Source organism: Clostridium sp. OM05-6BH (assembly GCF_003481635.1).
Lineage (GTDB): Bacteria > Bacillota > Clostridia > Lachnospirales > Lachnospiraceae > Butyribacter.
The window spans coordinates 1-22,115 of record NZ_QULH01000017.1; the positions used below are offsets into that span (position 1 = coordinate 1).

Here is a 22,115-nt window from a genome sequence, read left to right on the forward strand (position 1 = left end):
CTGCAAAATAGCTATTAGTTTTGTGACATAATAAGCAATATGTGGTTGTGGGGAATTTGAGGTATGGGAAGTTCGTGTAAAAACTTATTATTCGATATACTGGACTACAGCCTGTATTATATGCTATCATAGGTTTTGCAAAATGGAACTACGATGATAATAAGGAGGGTTCACATGTTATCCGAAGAAAAATTATCAAAAATCATCGGTGATATTGCCGATAACTACGAACAGGAAGATTTATTTACAATAGAAAGCGGGCATCAGCTCCCAAATCGAGATGCAGTTATACACATTATCATGGGGCTGCGCCAGATCATGTTTCCGGGCTATTTTGACAAGGAACATTTAGAACGGACGATTCCGGAATACTTTTTAGGACACAACATTATCCGGATCTATGACACGTTGTCTGAGCAGATCCGCTTTGCACTGATCCGAGAAGCAAAGTCACAGGCAAATCTTACAGAGATCAATGAACGTACCGAGGAAATCTGTGAACAGTTCTTTTCTTCTTTCGCACATATCCAACAGCTTTTGTTAAAGGATGTTCAAGCAGCTTTTGATGGCGATCCGGCCGCCAAGACCAAGGAGGAGATCATCTTCTGTTATCCGGGACTGTTTGCTATTTTTGTATATCGTATGGCGCATGAGCTGTATCGCCTGAAAGTTCCTTTCATTCCGCGTATCATGTCTGAGTATGCGCACGGTCATACCGGTATTGATATCAACCCGGGTGCAGTGATCGGTGAATACTTCTTTATTGACCATGGTACCGGTATTGTTATCGGCGAAACAACAGAGATTGGCGATCATGTCAAGATCTATCAGGGTGTAACACTCGGTGCTTTATCGACACGCAGCGGACAGCTTCTTCGCGATGTAAAACGTCACCCAACGATTGAGGATAATGTAACGATCTACTCCAGTGCTTCTATTCTTGGTGGCGAAACTGTGATCGGCAAAGGCTCTGTGATCGGTGGTAATGCATTTATCACTTCTTCTGTTGCACCGGGCACGCGCGTCAGCGTCAGCAGTCCGGAACTCACCTTCACCGAGAAAAGAGAAAAGAAACCGGGAGACTTATTTGACTAAAATAATAAAGGCGGCGTATTACTGTTTTCACACTACAAAACAGTAACACGTCTATTAATCCAAAGAGATCGGCTCTGATTTTCACGTCAGAACCGATCTCTTTCTTTTCATCATTAATATTATCACGCTGCATCACGAAACTCTCCGCTCTTTCGTGCAAAGCTATATAGACCTTTTTAGATAACTTCTTTGATCGCTGCCATCAATTCCTCATACGTCTCATATGCCGGAAGTTGTGGATACTCTTTCTTTATCGCATCCGTACTCTTGAACAAAAATCCCGCCTTACTTGCCAGGATCATGCCAAGATCATTATGACTGTCACCGCTCGCAATCGTGTCATATCCGATAGATTGCAATGCTTTCACTGTTGTCAACTTAGACTGCTCACAACGCATCTTAAATCCTGTAATCTCTCCGTCCTCTGCAACAATGAGTTCATTACAGAAAATGGTCGGATAACCCAGTTTCTTCATAAGTGGTCCTGCAAACTGTGAAAACGTATCACTGATAATAATAACCTGTGTCAGGCTGCGAAGCTCGTCCAAGAACTCTTTCGCACCCGGCAGCGGATCAATGCCCGCGATCGTCTCCTGAATTTCTTTCAGACCAAGTCCATGCTCACGAAGAATATCTAATCGATAATTCATCAGCTTATCATAATCCGGCTCATCTCTGGTCGTTCTTTTTAACTCCGGAATACCGGTTGCCTCACTAAATGCGATCCAAATCTCCGGTACCAACACACCCTCTAAATCTAAACATACAATTTCCATGATCTTCCTCCTGTATTTTCTGTCATTACAATAATTTTAGTATATGATGTCCTCATCCGCAAGTATTGTTTTTCTATTTTTTACTTCTTAAGCTTCGCCCCTGCGTTGATGATAGCATGCTTCGCTAATACTTCAAGTACATCAAGACAATCGTTTTCCAATAATTCCTTAGTACGTACATGCTGTGCAAGCTCCGGCTCCCGCTTTAATAACGGCAGTTCCGTGCATCCTAGTACAAGACAGTCTGCTCCGCTGGCCAACATATTTTCCGCAATCTGTTCAAATTCCGACAAGTCCGCAGGTCTTCCGGCTTTGATCTGCTTATAAATAATGTACATCAGTCGCTCTCTGCTGTCTGGATCCGGCAATAAGACCTCGATTCCCCGATCACGGATCGCCTGTGCCAAAACTCCGCTCTGATGAACTCCGGTCGTTGCTAAGATCCCTACCTTGCGTGCACCACGAACTGCGAGCTGCTCCGCCGTCTCCTCCACGAGATTGACAATGGGAATGTCTACTGCCTGTGTCAACTGTTCGTAAAAATAATGTGCCGTCACACAGGGAATCGTCAAAAAATCTGCTCCGGCATTCTGCAAACTGCGGGCTGTCTCTACCAGCAATGGAAGCGGACTTTGCGTGCTCTTGCCTGTTATATATGCCGTACGATCCGGACTGTCTGAAATACTTTGCAACAATATACGGGGATGCCCCTGATCAACCATTGTGTCAACCATTCGTGTAAGCAACTCCAAATAATATACCGTCGCCATCGGACCGAGGCCCCCAATGATCCCTATTTTCTTCATACCAATCACTCATGCCTTTCTAATCCCGCAAACTTTGGGCCACAGGCACAAATTTGCCATATGAAAAAACTGTACTATATGCTTTTTCATATTATTTCGAGGCAAAATAACGAATTGCACTCACTTTATTTCCATTCAACATGATCTGCAGCTTGCTGCTTCCCTTTTTGAACGTATACACGCCGAATCTTGCCTTTGCTTTTCCGTACTTTTTGGTGACAGCTTTCAGAGAACTGCCAATGCGGATCCCTTCTTTTGTCACTGCCTTATTGCTGCGAAAACGGATCTCACTGACATATTCTGCACCATTGTTGGTTTTCGAATATGTTTTGAGCTGAAAATCCTTATAGGTATATGTACGATCTTTTCCCTTATAAGCACAACTCTTCTTCACTGTTTTTTTAGATGGTTTGCCGGCCTTTTTGATCAGCTTTTTGGCTGCACCGTTCATCGTAACGGATACCCCTTTGTACTTAAAAACATATCCCTTAGATTTTGCACTGGCTGGCATCGACACGCCTCCTATAGCAACCACTGCCGTTAGACATACTACTGCCAATTTACTCACAATACTTTTTTTCATATTCATCTTCCTTTCCATTCCCAATAACTATGGATCTTACCATATCCGTTAAGTTCCTTTTGTTACATTAATAGCTGCGGATCTCGCCATAACGGTCAAGTTCCTTTTGCTGTGCACGAATCATATTGTCGTGAATACGACACCTTTCATCATACACCTTTGCCAATGTTTTGTCACCTCGATGATCTTTGATCCCATAATCCTTGACCAAAACATTTCCAAGATATTTGGATAACTTTTCTGCACCACTTAAATTCATATGCAGACCACCATCGTAAGTATCTGTCTCATAATCTATGCCGGTTTCTTTCAGCAATTCATAAAAGTTAATATATGGCAGTTTATTCTTCTTCGCATATTCTACAACCTGTGCATCCTCCGAATCATACCACTGTGGTGCCAAACTCGGTGCCTTGATAAGGACCAGTTGTATATTATTCCTTTTGCAAAGTGCTGTCATCTTATCCAAATATTGCATTGGATATTTACCAAAGACTACGCCGCCGTCAGCCGAATCATCTTCTTTCTCAGTTGTTCCGGCTTCCTGCTCATCAACGGCATCCCATGGATCCGAACTATCCGTCTCCTCGGCATCATCCTCCGGAATATCATCCCACGGATCATAAACATCATCCTCCGCACTGCCGTCTTCCTCTTCACCAGCTGTATCTGCACCACTCATGTCCTCTCCGGCACCGTTTATCGTGGAGTTCTGTTTTCCAAGCAGCCACGTTGGATCTGCGACATCCGACTCACTTGCCGGAAGTACGTCGATACGCATATAATAACCGTTGTGCGTTACCTTTCTGGCACTCGCAAAATACGTAAGATCACTACGCGATAATGATGTGATCCTGGAATGATAACGCAAGATCGGAAAGATATAATCCAACATATTCTCCCCTTTACACATAGAAGCATTGATCGCATTCCATTTCGTTTTAGACCATTTCATGCCATCTAACGTCATACGGTTATACTCTTCTTTCTGCGGCTCTCCATGTGTCAATGCCTGCACATTATAAACAACCAGTTTTGGCTTTTCATATTTCAGAGTATCCTCTAACATATAATAAGACTGCCATGTGAGCTGCTGTGCATTGCCGCGAATATAACTGGTAATCCCGTAATCTTTTCACAAATAGATCGGATCGAAATTCTCATAGACTTCACAGTCACCTATCATGAGTACATCATGCTTTGTCGTCTCCTGATAGTATTCCGCCGTAAAATTCCCCTCCAAAATATCATCGGCATATTTTGGCTGCACCAGACGCTGCAATACTGCAAATAGCAAGACAACGACTGCAGCGGAAAGTATCCCGACTGCTATTTTCTTTCCTCGTTTCACTCTAATCTGCCATTCCTTTCCGGGTCCGCACACATTAAAACGCAGACACAATTGTTCTTCCAACGGTCAGACCTGCTTAAGGAATACCGTTTCTCCCTTGAAGTTAAAATTGATTGTAAATAAACTGCTGTGCCTCAAATCCTACGCCATAACTTCCCAGCAAAAGTACTGCAAAGAATAAGAGGACAAACAAACCATATCGAATGACATAAGGTTTTTGTGAAATCTTTTCACGCACGCTTCCATTTCTGCCACACATACTGACCGTAAACATTGCGACCACGCCAAATGCTACAATGCAGTAATCCTGCACCGATAATCCCAGATCAAGCAATTCCTTACCGGTAACTTTCGATAGATCGAACTGCGTAAACATATGTATAAACTGCCGAATCGCCCCGCGCACACTGGCGTAAGTATCAAACAGGCGAATACAGCACATCATCAAAAAGGTCCGGATCACCTGAAACGCACGATATCCCCAACTGTTTCCTAATTTCGGAAATCTGTGGTGAAATTTATTGTATAATGGCGTGCATTCTTCAGAGATCAGAATGATCACACCATTTACCAGTCCCCAAGCAACAAAATGCCACGCTGCACCGTGCCAAATACCGGTCGCAAACCAGGTAACCATTGTCGAAATATATACTGCAACGCGTCTTGCACCTGCCATGCCAAAATGTTTTTTGGTCGTCGAGGTCAGCTTTTTGAGCGGTTTGCTGATACTCATCGGATAAAAAACATAATCACGGAACCACGTTCCCATCGTGATATGCCATCTGCGCCAATATTCCGCAATATTCTTTGAAAAGAAGGGACGGATAAAGTTCTCTTCCACATGTATGCCAAAAAATTGTGCAATACCGATCGTAATATCAATACCACCCGTAAAGTCCGCATACAACTGTGCTGCATAAAATAACATCCCGATAAGCACATAAGCCCCGGTATAATATTCCGGATCTCCCATCAGCATGCTGATCGCACCACTTAAGCGATCTGCGATCACCAGTTTCTTAAAATATCCCCACAAAATACGTTCTAAGCTAAAGCGAACCTGCTTGCCATCAAAGGAATGTTTTGCATAAAGTGTCTGTGACAGATCCCCATAACGACTGATCGGTCCTTGGATCAACTGTGGAAAAAAAGACACAAACAGTATAAAACGCGGCAGATTTTTCTGTGCGCTGCATTTGCCCCAATATACATCCAGCAGATATGCAACTGCCTGAAACGTATAAAAAGAGATTCCTAACGGCAGGATCAGATCCGCATAAGGCAACTCTGTTCTGCCGGCTGCATCCAAAACGGTATTTACATTGTCGATCACAAAATTGGTGTACTTCAATACAGCAAGTATGCCTAAATTAAAGAGCAGACATACAAGCATGATGCGTTTTTTCTTGCCACCGATCTTTGCCTTGACCGCCTTCTTCTCGTCTCTGGACGGTTTCTCTATCTTTCCTGCTTTAATTTCAGCCTGGTATGACTGCCACTGTCCTTCCTGTCGATCAATACAAACACCGGCAAACCATACCGTCACTGACGTTGCCAGAATAAATAACGGATAAAATGCTCCCGCAGAATAATAAAACAAAAAGTTTGCGATCAATAATAGGATCCACTGAAACCGCTTAGGAATGACATAATATACCGCAAACAATACCAGCAAAAACAGGATAAACTCGTATGAAATAAACAAAACGCTACTTTCCTCCCACCACAGCTTATTCTTCTAACAGGCGAGCAATCATATCGGCAAGGCTGTCAACGGAATTGAAATTTTCAGCAATAAAATCTTTCGCTGTAATATCAACATCAAATTCTTCTCCAAGCTCTGTCACCAACGTGACAAGATCAAAAGAATCCAGTATTTTGTCTTCTACCATTTTATCTTCTGCTTCAAAATCAATATCCTCATGAAGTTCCTTTAAGATTGCTAAAACTCCTTCTCTGATCTCCTCTACATCCATTTCATTGTCCTCCATCTTATTATTATAGTTTTAACTGCGTTTCACAGATCTTCGTTTCTGAGCCGCATAAATTTCCTGCATCTTCAAACGATCCATTTTGCCGTTCGGCGTAAGCGGTAATGTCTCCAACCTCACGATCGCATTTGGGATCATATAACGTGGCAGCCGTTCCTTGAGTTCCACTGTCAACGCTCTCTTGTCAATATCTCCCACATAAAAGAGAACGATTTTCTTTGTCTCCTGTATAAAAATACAGCAACAGGTCTTGATCCCCTCTATCAGATCAACATCTGACTCGATCTCGCCAAGTTCTATTCGGTGCCCCATGTGTTTGATCTGATAATCTTTGCGCGATACAAAGATCAAATCTCCTGCTTCATTCTTCCTTCCTAAATCCCCGGTATGATAAATGCGGTCCGGAAAATATGGATTTAACGGATTCTGTGTAAAGACTTCCGCTGTTTTTTCCGGATTGTTGTAATAACCATGTGTGAGGCAAGTTCCGTGAATACAAATCTCCCCTGTCTCACCATCTTTCACCGGTTCGCCCTGCTCATTCAGCAACAAAATCTGTGTATTTTTGAACGGACGCCCGATAGGGATCACTTCTTTCTCCTCAAATACATGTGCTGCATGATAATAACAGCTCATACCGGTCGCTTCTGTCGGTCCATATAAATTAAAAAACTCTGCATCCGGAATTGTCATTTTCCATAAATTAAACTGTTTGACCGGGAACACTTCACTGCCAAACGCAATGGTATGTAAATGCTTAGGTGTCACTGTATCGAATGTACCAAATGCCGAGATCATTGTCAATGCCGAAACAACCCAGCATATCGTATTGATCTCATGGTCATTCAGAAACTCCACCAACTTGACCGGGAACATAAAACAACTCTTAGGAATAAGCCAAGTAGTTGCTCCATATTTCAAGGTTGGATATATTTCTTTCATACACGCATCCAAATACAGCGGCGTCTGATTTCCAAAAACGGTACTTTCGTTAAAACCTAATACCTCAGATAAGCTTTCAATGTAATCGATCACACCACGATGATACCCCACAACACCTTTCGGGACACCTGTTGATCCGGAGGTAAATAACACATAGATCGGATCAATATCCAGTGCACCCTCCCGGATCTTAGTCAACACTTCTTCATCCATCTCAGTCTTACTGCAGGTTTTGTATGGCAAAGCCGTTCCTTCAAAGCCAAGCGCAGCAATCTTATCCTTCGTACTCTCATCATAGATCAAATAATTTGCATCTGTATTTTCCAAGATCAATTGCATACGTCTTCGCGGCATCTCTTCGTCGATCGGCACATAGTAACATCCCGCGTAGATCACTCCGAAAAAAGCGGCGATCGTCTGCGGACATTTTTTCATATATACGACAACCGGCTCACGATATGCCCCCTGTCTGCTTAGCTCAGTTCCAATACTTTTGGCCTGTTCGGACACCTGTATAAAAGATAATGCACTTTCTTCATCTGCAAAAGCAATCTTATCCGGTACTCTATCCACTGTATTTTCCAAGTACTCCAGCACATTTGTCTGCATATGTATCCCCCTGTTAGTGTGTTTGCTTTAATATATCTCCACGTCTTAACACTTTTAAGATCTTTTTGATCGCGAAACGCGGACTGCGCTGCATCAAACTGTCCCATTGTTCCATATTTTCATCCGAATTTTCAATCTCGCGAACATACCAGTGCGCCAGCTCTGCTTTTTCATCGATCGTAAGCATATCATCATTTTCCATCCAGCGCATAAACCAAAGCTCACGAATGATCAGAACATTCACTACAGCCATTTTGCATTTAGCAAGCAGTTGTTCATCGTATGCACTGGTGCAGCAGTACACATATAGGAAATAAACCAGCATCTGCTCTAACTCGATCTCATCTTCCTGCTCCGTATATTCTGCCATACGGCCTCTGGACTCTTCTCGAGACATTTCTTCCCTGATATTTAATATACTCTGTAAAAGCGGCGGCCATTCAGGATTCAGTGCTTCCATCGTACTCAACGCAAAAAGCATATCTGTCATGATCGTTGACACCGGCTCCTCATTTTCCTGTCTAAAATATTTTTCATCATAAATAATCTCATCAAGCCTTTTTTCTATCTTTTCATAGGCAGTATCCTCACAATATGCTTTACGGATCTTGCGCAGTTGATGTTTCTCCCGATCTGTAAAATTCGGAAAAAAAGGAAGATTTTTCAATGGAAAAGAAGTGTGCTTACGTTCGGCACGATGATGGATCCGACTCTCCACATCGTGTGCCATTCCAAGTATCATTACCATTCGCTGGTTCATGCTGAATTTACGATCTTGTGCTATTGATAATAATGTGTCTCTGGTCGGCACCAATTCTGCAAACAGTTTATGGTCAAAAAACGGATCCCACTCTTTGCGGGCATGCACTTCATAACAATCAATGTTTACCGGCTCTTTACGCTCCAGCAGTTGTTTGCATGCGATCGGACACGTCATGGCTAACGAGCGTTCCCGCACATTTGGATATACTTCCTCGTGGCGCGGATGTGTATGGCATGTCTCACATAGCGCATTTTCGCCGAGTTCTAATACAATGTCACATAAATTGTCCTCATTTAAAAATTCACAACGATTATCCTCTCCATGCGGACAAATACGTCCTGTTGAAAAATCAATCTTTTCTGCCATACGTTTTCCTAACGGTCCTTGTACATGCCGATACTTCTTTAATGTATCCGGATCCACAACGATCTGCCAGCGAATACAGCAGCTATCCGGGCACTCATGTCCCGGAACACATTCAAAATCATCAAAATAATCAGGATAATAATATTTCATCGCAATAGCCATACCTTTCTTCTGCTCTGCAGGTTTTTCCAATCAGAACCCCATTCTTGCAGGCATCAATATATACTGTAATACATATAAAATCAACAAATGCACCGGATAAAACCAGTAAAAAACTGTGCGATTTCCTCTGCCTCGTTCGCCATTATACCACTGTATACACAAAAGTGCTACCAGCGAAGCCGGCTGCCAAAAAAGCAGCACTGCAGCTGCCAGATTCCTTTTTGTTTTTTGGTCATGAAAGACATAGAATACTACAATCAGCAAAATGCCATACCACGAGTAATCCACCCGCAGCAAATATGCTGCAGCGCAGCCGAATAATACGATTCCGTACATCGGAATGCTCCAAAGTTCTACTTTGGTGAGCATCCACATGACCAACAATCCGATTACAAACGTAAATAATACGTTCTGTCCATCCAGCTTAACAATCTTTCCATAAATTGCCAAATCATATGGTATCTCCGCCAAAAAGGCAAATCCAAGCATTCTTTGAACGTACTTGCGCAAATTACCTGTATGATAAAATCCTTCCACCAACAAAAAACAAAATAAAGGAAATGAAAGCCGCCCTATATAGCGGCTAAGCGAATACACTGACAACAGTGCATGGCTGCCATACGATAAATAAATCACTCCGATATGATCGATAAGCATCGACAATAAGGCGATCCACTTCAAAGTATTTCCATCCCATCCACGATGGTTGCCCGTGTTCATTCAATCCTTCCCTTTCCTTTAACTCATAAACTCATACTTCCCATACCGCAAATTCGCCACGACCACATATTGCTTATTATGTCAATGACTATATTGCATTTTGCAGCCACCAAAGAGCGATTTCTGCCATCCAAGAACTATAGTAATTGCCTTCCCGCATTTTCGTTTTTGGTGATTTCTAGATTTTGTTGTCTCTGATGATTGATTTACATGCCCTTCGGAAACTCGAAGTCCCGGAAGCAAGGTATTCATCATTTTTGAAAGGGACTTTGCGCTCGTCGTTACTTATGTCTCGTATTTCAGAGACATTAAGTAACGTAACGTAGCGCATCGTAGCGAAAGCGTCCCGTCCAAAAATGGATGATGCCTTGCTAAACCGGGACATCTCAAACAATCCTTCGGGCATGTATTCATCAGAGACTTAACAAAATAAGAAATCAACGAAAAACGTTGCGTTCTGCGGCAATTATCTTAGTTCTCGGATGACAGAACAATTTAGTTTGTTGGTTGCAAAATTTTTTGTTTATTGCCGACATAATAAGCAATATGTGGTTCAGGCAATAACTTCCGGTATAGGAAGTTTGAGTTATAAATATTACTGTCTAACCTTAATATGGACCTCTCGGAGCTGCTGTTCGGTCACCTCTCCGGGAGCACCACACATAAGATCCTGTGCGTTACCATTCATTGGGAACGGAATGATCTCACGAATATTCTCCTCATTGCGAAGAAGCATGATCATGCGGTCAACACCCGGTGCCATTCCTGCATGTGGCGGTGCACCAAACTGGAAAGCATTATACAATGCGCCAAACTTCTCCTTGAGATCCTCTTCCGTATAACCTGCGATCTCGAACGCTTTTACCATGATCTTCATATCGTGATTACGCACTGCACCGGAAGATAACTCGATTCCGTTACATACAATATCATACTGATATGCCAAAATCTCTGATGGATCTTTTGTCTCCAACGCTTCTAAACCGCCCTGTGGCATAGAGAATGGGTTATGCGTAAAAATATACTGCTTCAGCTCTCTGTCGTACTCATACATTGGGAAGTCATTAACATAGCAGAAACGATATGCATTTTTCTCCAACAGATCCAGGCGGTTTCCAAGTTCTGTACGAATCTGTCCTGCATATAACGCTGCCAGCTCTTCTCTGTCCGCAATAAAGAAGATCGTATCCCCTGCCTGAAGTCCTGCGATCTCAGCGATCTCTGTCTTCATATCATCCGGAATAAACTTATCGATCGGTCCCTTATAGGTCATATCTTCTTTCACTTCCAAATAACCAAGGCCGCCCATACCGATAGACTGCGCAAATTTCAAAAGTTTCTCATGTTGTCCCTTAGACAACTTCGCATGTACATTGATGGCACGAACTGTCTTACCGTGGAACGGCTTAAACGTACATCTCTGGAAGAAGTCAGTGACATCCACAATGCGGAGCGGGTTACGCAGATCCGGCTTGTCGGTACCAAACTCCAGCATCGCCTGCTTATAGCTTATGATCGGATATGGTGCCTGAGTCACTTCTGCTCCCTCCGGTGCAAATTTTTCAAAAGTAGCACTCAACACTTCCTCACCAACGCGGAATACATCTTCCTGTGTTGCAAAACTCATTTCAAAATCAAGCTGATAAAACTCTCCGGGTGAACGGTCTGCTCTTGCGTCCTCATCACGGAAACATGGTGCAATCTGGAAATATTTATCAAATCCCGATACCATTAACAACTGCTTATACTGCTGCGGTGCCTGCGGCAACGCATAGAATTTACCCTTAAACTTACGAGAAGGCACGATATAATCACGAGCGCCTTCTGGAGAAGATGCACACAAGATTGGTGTCTGGATCTCCAAAAATCCCATTTCCGTCATCTTCTCGCGGAGATAACTGATGACTTTGGAACGGAAGATCATATTATCGCGCACTTTGATATTTCTAAGATCCAAATAACGATATTTCAAACGAACATCCTCTCTCGTCTCTTTCGAAGTTGCGATTTCAAACGGAAGTTGACGATACACCTTGCCAAGAATGTCTACATGATGTGCCTCTAATTCAATCGTTCCGGTCGGGATCTTCGGGTTGTACGTCTCCTCGTCACGATGTTCAATCTCGCCCTCTACACTGATGCAATCCTCTTTGTTGATACCGTCCAACAAAGAAGTATCGCGCATAACAACCTGCATTACACCATACATATCACGCAGATCAATAAAAGATACACCACCGTGATCACGAATGTTTTCTACCCAACCTGCAATTTTCAGATTGCTTCCAACATCCTGTTCCGTTATGTCGCTCATTATTTTGTCGCGGTAAATATTGTTCGTATTAGTCCTCATAATATCCTCCTTCAAGATGAAATGTACTTTTAAATAAGAACTGAGGGGTTCTTATTCGTAAAAGAACAAAGAGTCGCTTGCGACTCTTTCGCGCTCGAGCGGTGCTGTTTACAGCTAACTTCTTCTCCGCGAGATGCGCATCCTCGCGGAGCGTTTTTTACTTTATAGGAAACGAGAAGTTTCCTATAAAGCAAAAAAAAGTCCGCCCCAAACACACTTGTTCAGGACGAACGTATTGTCCGCGGTACCACCCGAATTACTGTTCTACAGTCTCTCTACGGTCATAATAACCTTTCTGTTTGTCGCACAGCTGCGGCGCACCTACTAATGAATGTCTCACGTTCAGATTGCGGCTGATAAAGTGTTATTCACTAGGATTCCTTCTATGGGGTTCACACCATCCCCCACTCTCTGCAAGCGATTCTCCTGCTACTTCTCTTCGTCATAGCCATATTATGAAAATTCCGCAAAAACCGGAATTTTATGCAAAAAATTAATCATTTAACTCATTGACAGTCTCTGTCAACTGCGCAAGCTTGAACGTAATCTCCTTGCTCACGCTTGCCATTCCCTCTGCCAGCTTCTGAACCTCAGAAGCTACCACAGCGAAACCACGTCCGCTCTCACCGGCACGAGCTGATTCAATGGATGCATTCAATGCGAGCATATTCTGCTTCTTGCTGAATCCAACAATCTTTGATGTACTCTCATTCGCCTCACTGATCTCTTCAGCCGCCTTCGCAATGCCAACTTTCAAGCGTTCCAGCATCTGATTATTCTGATACTCTTGATAGCAGGCACGTACATACATGTTGATCACGTCCCCCAGCAACTGTGCAGACGCTTTGATCTGCTCTTTGGACTTAACACCAACTTTATGCAAAGCCTCAATATAAGCATCTTCATTAATACCAAGCTCTCTGGCAACACTGCGGAACTTGTCATCATCCGGATTCTCCGGTAATATCTGACCTCCGATCACACTTCCAAGAACGGTGCCGTCATTCAACGTGATAGGGATGCCGAAATCCATCAGACCGGCATGGCACTCATAGACACCCTCACCTTCACGGTCACACTTCTCACAACGACGAAGTCCTTCTTCGCTGCCTCTTGTCAGATCAATACAAAATTCCGTGAAATTATAACATTCGCTAATATACTTTCCATCGGCGCCAACTGCTACTGTCGCCAAACCTGTACTCTTCGCCCAATTGTTCATAATTTCTTCGAATTTAACCATATCGCAAAAATCTTGAATCCTCATTGTCATACGCCTCCCGTACTCTATACTGTAACATATATTATAGTGTATATTGTAGCATATATCTGTAAAATTGTAAATCCAAAGCAACCGCTATTTTTGTGCATAACGTTCGCTCTGTGTGCGGATCAGATCCTGATCCTCAAAATAATCGATCTTCATCGCTCTTTTGACCTCAGATAATGTCTGAGCTGCCGTTTCTCTTGCAACATCACTTCCCTTCTTAAGGATGTTGTAAACTTCCGGAATATCTTTCTCAAACTCAGCTCTTCGTGCACGGATCGGAGACAACTCCTCCTGCATAACGTTATTTAAGAAACGTTTGATCTTGACATCGCCAAGTCCGCCTTTCCGGTAATGTTCTTTTAATTCATCCAGATTTGCATAATCCGGCATGTATTCTTCAAAATGCTCCGGTCTGCTAAACGCATCCAGATACGTAAACACCGTATTACCCTCTATATGTCCCGGATCAGACACCTTAATGTGAAGCGGATCCGTGTACATTTCCATAATCTTAGCACGTACATCTTCTTCCGTATCCGACAAATAAATACAGTTACCTAATGATTTACTCATCTTTTGCTTGCCATCTATGCCCGGCAGACGCATACAAGCCGCATTGTCCGGCAACAGCACCTCAGGTTCTACCAAAACTTCATCATAAATACCATTGAACTTACGAACGATTTCCCTTGTCTGTTCTATCATTGGGAGCTGGTCCTCTCCAACCGGCACTGTCGTTGCCTTAAAAGCGGTAATATCAGCTGCCTGACTAATTGGATACGTGAAGAATCCCACCGGAATGCTCGTCTCAAAGTCACGCATCTTAATCTCTGATTTTACTGTAGGATTGCGCTGCAATCGAGACACCGTAACCAGATCCATGTAATAAAAAGTAAGCTCACATAATTCTGAAATCTGCGACTGGATAAACAATGTCGATTTCGTTGGATCAAGCCCGCAAGACAAATAATCCAATGCCACTTCTATAATATTCTGGCGCACCTTCTCCGGATTCTCAAAGTTATCCGTAAGTGCCTGTGCATCTGCGATCATAATAAATATTTTATCGTATTCACCGGAATTTTGTAACTCCACGCGCCGGCGCAATGAGCCAACATAATGTCCTACATGTAAACGTCCTGTCGGGCGATCTCCGGTTAAAATTATCTTTGCCATAATGTTTCATTCTCCTTCAGTCTGTTATTTTATTCCTCGCTGTCCATCATACCGCTCCAATACAGAAGATTCTGTATGGCGATCTTGCTCTTCCACCAGTTCTTGGCAACTCCCCAAGCGGCAGGATAACTTTTCCCCCACTCCCAAGTCACTTCCCACGAACCGTCTCCCAACTGTGTTTTGGCGATAAATTCCAATTCAAACTCTGCAATATTTTTGTTCATTTCATAATACATACTGTCTTTGGCACGCAAAAAAGTCGATGGACGGCAAATATTGACATCCCACATTGTAATGTATAAATTGACATCCTGCGTGATCGTTTGAAATACAACTTCCTTTAAGCGCTTTTCAAACGCTTCCATTGGAAACTCCGCTTCTAATCCTGCCTCTGCAATATAATCATAAAGTCTGCAAAAACAAGCGACCACATGCATCTCTTTACAATCTTTGATCATTAAAAACTGATTGATCGCCTCCGTCGCCACTTCCTTAGCCAGATCATAAAAATCCGTATCCGGATCCTCAAAATACAGAATAAATCCTGCCAGGCCTGCCGTTGGATTGTAATCCGTCGAAAAACGATTAGCCGGAGTGTCCTCCCACCATGAAGCATATGGATAGTGCCACCAGTCCGCATGTGGGTAATTGTTGTTCGTATCGATCGTATGCGCCCAACTATTATCTTCAAACTCTTTGCCACTGCTCAAATATTCCAAAATCCCCTGAATGACCGGATGATCTGCATCTTCGCGCTCCATTCCGATTTCCCAGATGATCTCTGTTGCCTCATAGGTCTGTGACGGTGATGAATGCGGATTCCAATAGTCCGGCTCCAATCCGTAGCCAAACCCACCATCCGTATTTTGGTAACAGGCAAGTGTATCCAAAACCGCCTCACGACTGCCATCCTCAAAGTGGTACTGCCACTTGGCCAGCTCCAGTGGTCGGGCGTTTTTGTACACAAATCGCCTTGCACGATGGTAAGCATTGTCAAATGCTTCCTTCTCCTCTTCCTTCATATGCTTCTCCCCCAAAAATATAATCTGAATCCCTTGATTCATTGCACAGTGTTTTGCCATACTGCAATAGTTTTCCAGAATTTACAGCACATTGAAATATATAATGATAGTATAACATATTTTACAATCATTGGGAAATACTAACATAGAAATTTTTGCCGGGAAAAAATTTGGAAACAGCTAACTTTGCAGTAATGTAAACGTAACACCAAAAGGAGGACGATATCCATGGAAACAAACAGCAAAGAGTTTGATACAATACGACTTTTACAGGAATGTGATGCCGGAAGCAAAATGGCAGTATCCGCCATTGACGAAGTGCTGGACCGCACACAGGACAGCGCCTTAAAAAATCTGTTGTTAGACACCAAACAGCACCACGCCAAACTCGGAAATGACATTCACTCCGAATTAGCGCACTATCACGGCAATACCAAGGAGCCAAGTCCAGTCGCAAAAGGAATGGCATGGGCGAAAACCAATATGAAACTGACATTAGAACAAAGTGATGCAACGATAGCAAATTTGATCACAGATGGCTGTGACATGGGCATCAACGCATTACAGCGCTGTCTAAATGACTACCCGGATGCCAGTCATGCAGCCAAAGATCTGTGTCGACGCCTCATGTCTATCGAAGATACTCTCCGCGAAGATCTTCGCAGCTATTTATAATCACCAATCGGTACCGGACAGCCGCTCCCGTAAAATACGGAAGCCCTGTATAATAATTGTTGGAAGTCCTGCTAATACAGCCACACTTGCTGTCTGCGCCCCTGTCAGAGACGATGCTGCGAATGCACTTCTTGCGGCCGGTATGCACAGTACCAATGCCAATAGCAGGACTCCAACACCAAATGCTGCAAGGCTCCATTGGTTGCTGCACAATCCGATCCGTACCAGCGAGTATTTACTGCGCAGATTGAACCCATGAAACAATCGTGCTAACGTTAATGTTGCAAACGCCATCGTCATTGCTGTCTGAACATTATGCACCGGATTGCCTAAGTAGAAAGCCGTAATAGTAACCGCTGCGATCATACTTCCATAGATCAACATATTGCGAATAAAGGAGCTATTCAATAATTTATCCGATGGATCCCGCGGCGCATCCTGCAGCAACCGTTCATCAACCGATTCCATGCCGATAGCTAAGGCAGGAAGGGAATCTGTCAACAGATTGATAAACAATAGATGTACAGCTGCAAAAGGTGCCGGCAGCCCTGCCACACAACAATACAATACAGCTAAGATTCCTGCCATGTTACCTGACAGCAAAAACTGAATTGCATTTTTGATATTACGATATACATTTCTTCCATTGCATACGGCCTTGATAATTGTGGCAAAGTTATCATCTGTCAAGATCATCGCTGCTGCATCTTTGGACACCTCTGTCCCTGTAATCCCCATTGCCACGCCGATATCCGCTTTTTTAAGCGCGGGCGCGTCATTAACACCATCTCCCGTCATCGCTGTGATCTTCCCCTTTTGCTGCCATGCGTCAACGATGCGAATTTTATTTTCCGGTGATACTCTTGCATAGACCGCAATCTTCTCCAATTGCTGCAAATGTTCTTCCTCAGACATCGCATCCAGTTCCTGTCCCGTAACCGCAATATCCCCCTCGCCAAAAATCCCCAATTGTTTTGCGATAGCGGTTGCCGTCACCTTATGGTCTCCGGTGATCATAACCGTACGGATTCCTGCACGCTTAGCATCCTCTACCGCTTTTCCAGATTCTATACGCGGCGGATCGATCATTGCCGCAAGTCCTATAAAGGTAAGATCCCTTTCCTGATCCAGTGTCAGGTGCTGGTCTTTTGCAACAGATCGCTGGCCAAAAGCTAACACTCTGAGCCCCTGTTCCGAAAACTGCTGATTTTGCCGCAGGATCATTCGCTTATCTTCCTCCGTGATCGGCTGCATTCCCTTTGATGTCAGAATGTGGGTCGTACGATCTAATAATACATCTACTGCGCCTTTCGTATACACAACATCAGATTGCTCTTCTTCTATTCCGAGATATTTGGTACTCATCAATTTGCGGTCTGAGTCAAAGGGAATTTCCTCTAAACGCTGCATAGTATTGCGAAGCTGTTTCGTATCTGTCAAATTCTGTGCCAACACAAGTAAACAGGACTCTGTAGGGTCACCAAGCTGTTTTCCTTCTGTCAATACAGCATCATTATTTAAGACCGCATTGTATAAAAATGCCTTCTGCACTAAGGAGTCACCCGTCAGCTCCTGCGGATCCACGCAATGTTTATCGAGATACAATTTCGTCACTGTCATCTTATTTTGTGTCAAAGTTCCTGTCTTATCAGAACATATTACTGAGACACAACCAAGGCTCTCAACAGCTGATAATTTTTTAATGATCGCACCCTGCACTGCCATTTTCTGCGTTCCCATTGCCTGAACGATCGTCACAATAGAGCTTAACGCCTCCGGAATTGCGGCCACTGCAAGTGCCACTGCAAATAACAGCGCTGGCAGCAGTCCATTGCCTTGATACCACTGCATTCCAAATACCAACAAGCAGATTACCATAATGAGCACCGCCAGCTTTCTGCTAAAATCATCCATGCTGCGTTGTAGTGGTGTTTTGACACTCTTAGTTTGATTCATCAATCCGGCAATCTTGCCCATCTCTGTATCCATTGCCGTCGCAGTTACCAAGGCCTCGGCTCTGCCATACGTAACAAGTGTACCTGAATATACCATATTCACACGGTCAGCAAGAGAGGTTTCCTCGGTTATTTCTATATCCTGTTTATCAACATTCGTTGATTCTCCGGTCAATGCACTCTCATTAACCTGCAACGAGTGATTGCACAGTATTCGTGCGTCCGCAGCGACCATATCTCCTGCCTCCAGCAGCAAAACATCCCCGGGAACTACCTGTGTAGAAAGGATTGCACATTTCTTGCCATCCCGCAAAACATGTGCATGCGGTGAAGAGAGCGATTTTAGTGCTTTCAGAGACTTTTCGGCTTTGACGCTTTGAACGGTACCAAGCACCGCATTTAATATCAGCACCGCAAAAATAACAATTGCGCTCTCAACATCGCCCGAAAATAATGATATACCTGCTGCGATCATTAATATCCAGACTAACAGGTCTGCAAACTGCTCCACAAAAATATTAACTACACTCTTTTGTTCTCCCTCTGCTAATGCATTTGGTCCGGTTTGAACCAGCCTTTGCTCCGCCTCTGCAGATGTCCATCCACATTCTGATGCCCCCAGATTGCGCAGTACATCTTCTTTTTTCATTTGATAATATGCCTTCATCATGATCACCCATTCCTTTCCCGCCGACAGCCACTAACCATATGCCCGCGGAGTGCTTTACTCATCAAGAATTACCGCAGCAATTCTTGATGATCTCTCGCTGCGCAATAGCAATTGCCAACAGACAATTTACGATTAAACAATTTGCGATTAACGAAAAAACGAGACTTCTTGTGTACCAAAATAGCACACAAAAAGTCTCGTTCAACGTTTCACGTTCCACAGGCTCCGGGTCTCACGACCGTATTGACGAAGTCCTGTAACATATCCAAAACGATATGCAACTACTCCCCTTTTGCAAGAGTTTCTAGATCTATTCTATTCTCTAATCCTGCAGTTATATCTGCTTAGTCGTATTTTATACGACTCACAGCAATTTGGCAAGTACTTTTATATTATAGTTTCTCTCCGGTGAGAAGCTCATATGCCTGTAAATATTTGTCAATTGTTTTATCGACAATATCCTTTGGCAAAGTCCAATCATGTCCATCATTTGCTTTAAGCCAATCTCTGGCAAACTGCTTATCAAACGATGGCTGACCATGACCCGGCTCATATCCTTCTGCCGGCCAGAAACGGGAACTATCCGGTGTCAGCATCTCATCACCAAGTACAATGTTACCATCTTCATCTAAACCAAATTCAAACTTTGTATCTGCAATAATAATACCTTTGCTCAGGGCATACTCTGCGCATTTTTTGTACAAGGCGATCGTATAATCACGAAGCTTTGCAGCATACTCTTCTCCTTTACCAGGGAAATATTTCTCCAAATGCGTAACGCTCTGCTCATAAGAAATATTTTCATCATGATCGCCAATTTCCGCCTTAGTAGATGGCGTATAGATCGGTTCCGGCAGTTTGTCGGATTCTTTCAATCCTTCCGGCAATTTGATGCCACATACGGTTCCGTTCTCCTGATAGCTTGCCCATCCGCTTCCGGTAATATAACCACGAACAATGCATTCGATCGGCAACATTTCTAACTTACGACATAACATGCTGTTTCCGTCAAATTTATCCTGTTGAAAAAACTCCGGCATATCTTTTACATCAACTGAAATCATATGATTTGGCAAAATATCTTCTGTCAAATCGAACCAGAATTTTGACATCTGTGTCAAAACAGTACCTTTCTTTGTCACCTCATTGTTAAGAATGACATCAAAGCAGCTAATGCGGTCTGTTGCAACCATGATCAAGCTGTCTCCATTGTCATAAATTTCTCTTACTTTGCCCTCTTTGATTGGCTTTAATTCCTTCATAATATCCTCCATTCCTTCCTGCAAGTTCGCTTATGTAAAAACCACCATATAACTATAACAGAATCCGCGAATGGGTGCAATAGCCTACACCTCGTAATCCATGCAGACACGATTCTGCGTGTATGGTCTTACATTACCATCTGCGATCTTAACATGCTCAGGATGCGTTGCATAGCCCTTCAATGCATCTGCATTTTCAAACGAACTGTCTAACATGATATCTGCATTTGACGATGGCAGACCTTCCGTCTGCACATGAATCGACAAAAGTCCCGGAATTTTTCCCTGAAGGCTTTCCAATCCAGCCTTGATCCCCTTCTTCACCGTCTGCTTTTCTTCCTCATCCATCTCTTTTAACTGCCACAAAATAATATGCTTTACCATACTTATCCTCCTTAACTTATCCCAAATCAATATCTTCATGCTGCTCTGTAACTTAGCAGCCTGCCGGGAAATTTAGACCTTTTGACACCTTAATCCTATAATACAAAAAAAGGTCTGCCACATTAATAAATGCAACAGACCCCATAAGACAATGATGTTACTTTAATTATTTAGCAACAACTGTGAAAGAGATCGTAAGCTTCTTCTTGAATGCAAATGCTTTAGCATTGTTTGTCTTAGAGTTGTCACCCTGATTACCCCACTTGTTGTAGAAAGATAATCTCCAGTTGTTCTTGCTAGCAGGTTTGTTCTTCTCGAAAGATCCCTGATATACTTTCTTAACTTTTACTTTCTTACCATCAGCCTTAACTGTGATACCAGAGCATTTTACTTTCTTGAAAGAGCCAAGAACATTTACTAAATCTACTGTACATACAGTAGCTCCTGTAACTTTCTTTAACTTCTTGCTCTTGCTGCCTACTTTGTATTTAGCAGGTTTCTTAATTGTAAGAGTAACTTTTGTCTTCTTACCCTTCTTAAGAGTTACATTCTTAGATACAGCCTTAGCGGTCTTGCCGTCACCAGCAATCCAAAGACAATCAGTACCTTTTGCATTACCTGCGAAGTAAACTCTAGCATTTACTTTCTTGGATTTTGCCTTTGCTGCGCTAGCATCCTTTGTAGGTGCTACTGCTACAGAACCAACTGCTACTGCCATTGCCATAGCTACTGCCATGGATTTCTTTGCTACTTTAGAAATTCTCATTGTAATATCCTCCTCAACTTTGTTTGTGAATTTTCTATGTTTTTTATTATACTCTTTTATGCATAATTGTCAATAAATTACGTTTCCGTTTTTTAATTTTGTTACTATTGTTATATTTCAGAATAACATTTTTATATTTTTCCACAAATTTTCTCTAGGATTTTTACAATGTATACGCACATTTCACTATTTTTTTCGATATCCATTTCTTCATCCGCCTTATACTCGAAGAAATCAAAGTCCGCATAGTATTTCAATAAAAAAGCAAGGCCAGCGCTTTGCTTTGCAAGAATTGCTAAGGCAATTCTTGTTGGCTTCCCTCTACGTTACGAGCATTTCCCTATAAAGTAAAAAAATGTCTGGATGCAAGTAAACTTGCACCAGACATTTTGTTATTGTTTATCGTTCGATCGACTTA

Annotated in this window: 20 protein-coding genes; 2 read left to right on the forward strand and 18 right to left on the reverse strand. The window is 42.9% G+C overall.

Annotated features, from left to right (window positions below):
• Positions 1–174 precede the first annotated feature (174 nt).
• Positions 175–1,095: a serine O-acetyltransferase EpsC gene (epsC, locus tag DXB73_RS11720; RefSeq protein WP_118691256.1), complete on the forward strand. Its 921-nt coding sequence runs from the start codon at positions 175–177 to the stop codon at positions 1,093–1,095.
• 176 nt (positions 1,096–1,271) lie between these two features.
• Here epsC and thrH read toward each other — a convergent pair whose 3' ends face one another.
• From thrH to DXB73_RS11800, 14 genes are all read right to left on the reverse strand, one after another.
• Positions 1,272–1,871: a bifunctional phosphoserine phosphatase/homoserine phosphotransferase ThrH gene (gene thrH, locus DXB73_RS11725; protein ID WP_022025818.1), complete on the reverse strand. Its 600-nt coding sequence runs from the start codon at positions 1,869–1,871 to the stop codon at positions 1,272–1,274.
• Between the two features lie 80 nt (positions 1,872–1,951).
• Positions 1,952–2,677, reverse strand: coding sequence for an amino acid racemase (locus DXB73_RS11730; RefSeq protein WP_118691257.1), 726 nt, complete (start codon positions 2,675–2,677; stop codon positions 1,952–1,954).
• Positions 2,678–2,768: 91 nt separating this feature from the next.
• Positions 2,769–3,260 carry a hypothetical protein gene (locus DXB73_RS11735; protein ID WP_118691258.1) on the reverse strand — a complete coding sequence of 164 codons (492 nt, stop codon included), beginning with the start codon at positions 3,258–3,260 and terminating at the stop codon, positions 2,769–2,771.
• 67 nt (positions 3,261–3,327) lie between these two features.
• The gene (locus tag DXB73_RS11740; RefSeq protein WP_118691259.1) at positions 3,328–4,329 is read right to left on the reverse strand and encodes an SGNH/GDSL hydrolase family protein; all 1,002 of its coding nucleotides are present in this window, start codon (positions 4,327–4,329) and stop codon (positions 3,328–3,330) included.
• A 66-nt stretch (positions 4,330–4,395) separates the two neighbouring features.
• Positions 4,396–4,674, reverse strand: coding sequence for a hypothetical protein (locus DXB73_RS11745; RefSeq protein WP_118691260.1), 279 nt, complete (start codon positions 4,672–4,674; stop codon positions 4,396–4,398).
• Between the two features lie 40 nt (positions 4,675–4,714).
• The gene (locus DXB73_RS11750) at positions 4,715–6,316 is read right to left on the reverse strand and encodes an MBOAT family O-acyltransferase (RefSeq protein WP_243104110.1); all 1,602 of its coding nucleotides are present in this window, start codon (positions 6,314–6,316) and stop codon (positions 4,715–4,717) included.
• Between the two features lie 25 nt (positions 6,317–6,341).
• Positions 6,342–6,587 (reverse strand): phosphopantetheine-binding protein, encoded by a 246-nt coding sequence (locus DXB73_RS11755; RefSeq protein WP_022025823.1) that lies wholly within the window; start codon positions 6,585–6,587, stop codon positions 6,342–6,344.
• 30 nt (positions 6,588–6,617) lie between these two features.
• Complete coding sequence (locus DXB73_RS11760) at positions 6,618–8,153, reverse strand: amino acid adenylation domain-containing protein (protein WP_182448327.1); 1,536 nt, start codon at positions 8,151–8,153, stop codon at positions 6,618–6,620.
• Between the two features lie 13 nt (positions 8,154–8,166).
• Positions 8,167–9,474, reverse strand: coding sequence for a flagellin lysine-N-methylase (gene fliB, locus DXB73_RS11765; protein WP_118691263.1), 1,308 nt, complete (start codon positions 9,472–9,474; stop codon positions 8,167–8,169).
• Positions 9,475–10,164, reverse strand: a complete 690-nt coding sequence (locus tag DXB73_RS11770) for a TraX family protein (RefSeq protein ID WP_118691264.1) — start codon at positions 10,162–10,164, stop codon at positions 9,475–9,477.
• Positions 10,165–10,759: 595 nt separating this feature from the next.
• Positions 10,760–12,517, reverse strand: a complete 1,758-nt coding sequence (aspS, locus tag DXB73_RS11780) for an aspartate--tRNA ligase (RefSeq protein ID WP_118507301.1) — start codon at positions 12,515–12,517, stop codon at positions 10,760–10,762.
• 493 nt (positions 12,518–13,010) lie between these two features.
• Complete coding sequence (locus DXB73_RS15090; RefSeq protein WP_118691267.1) at positions 13,011–13,784, reverse strand: PocR ligand-binding domain-containing protein; 774 nt, start codon at positions 13,782–13,784, stop codon at positions 13,011–13,013.
• 90 nt (positions 13,785–13,874) lie between these two features.
• Positions 13,875–14,963, reverse strand: a complete 1,089-nt coding sequence (gene trpS / locus DXB73_RS11795) for a tryptophan--tRNA ligase (protein WP_118507299.1) — start codon at positions 14,961–14,963, stop codon at positions 13,875–13,877.
• Between the two features lie 29 nt (positions 14,964–14,992).
• A complete protein-coding gene (locus DXB73_RS11800; protein WP_118691268.1) occupies positions 14,993–15,985 on the reverse strand; it encodes a hypothetical protein in 993 nt (330 codons plus the stop codon).
• A 228-nt stretch (positions 15,986–16,213) separates the two neighbouring features.
• On the opposite strand from DXB73_RS11800, the gene DXB73_RS11805 reads away from it, so the two are divergent.
• Positions 16,214–16,660 carry a hypothetical protein gene (locus tag DXB73_RS11805; RefSeq protein ID WP_118691269.1) on the forward strand — a complete coding sequence of 149 codons (447 nt, stop codon included), beginning with the start codon at positions 16,214–16,216 and terminating at the stop codon, positions 16,658–16,660.
• On the opposite strand, the gene DXB73_RS11810 is transcribed toward DXB73_RS11805, so the two are convergent.
• From DXB73_RS11810 to DXB73_RS11825, 4 genes are all read right to left on the reverse strand, one after another.
• The gene (locus tag DXB73_RS11810; RefSeq protein ID WP_118691282.1) at positions 16,661–19,282 is read right to left on the reverse strand and encodes a cation-translocating P-type ATPase; all 2,622 of its coding nucleotides are present in this window, start codon (positions 19,280–19,282) and stop codon (positions 16,661–16,663) included.
• Between the two features lie 395 nt (positions 19,283–19,677).
• Entirely contained in the window at positions 19,678–20,547 is an 870-nt protein-coding gene (locus DXB73_RS11815; RefSeq protein WP_118691283.1) for a phosphoribosylaminoimidazolesuccinocarboxamide synthase, read from the reverse strand.
• Positions 20,548–20,631: 84 nt separating this feature from the next.
• Positions 20,632–20,931, reverse strand: coding sequence for a Dabb family protein (locus DXB73_RS11820; RefSeq protein ID WP_118691270.1), 300 nt, complete (start codon positions 20,929–20,931; stop codon positions 20,632–20,634).
• A gap of 166 nt (positions 20,932–21,097) precedes the next feature.
• Entirely contained in the window at positions 21,098–21,697 is a 600-nt protein-coding gene (locus DXB73_RS11825; RefSeq protein ID WP_118691271.1) for a hypothetical protein, read from the reverse strand.
• Between the last annotated feature and the right edge of the window lie 418 nt (positions 21,698–22,115).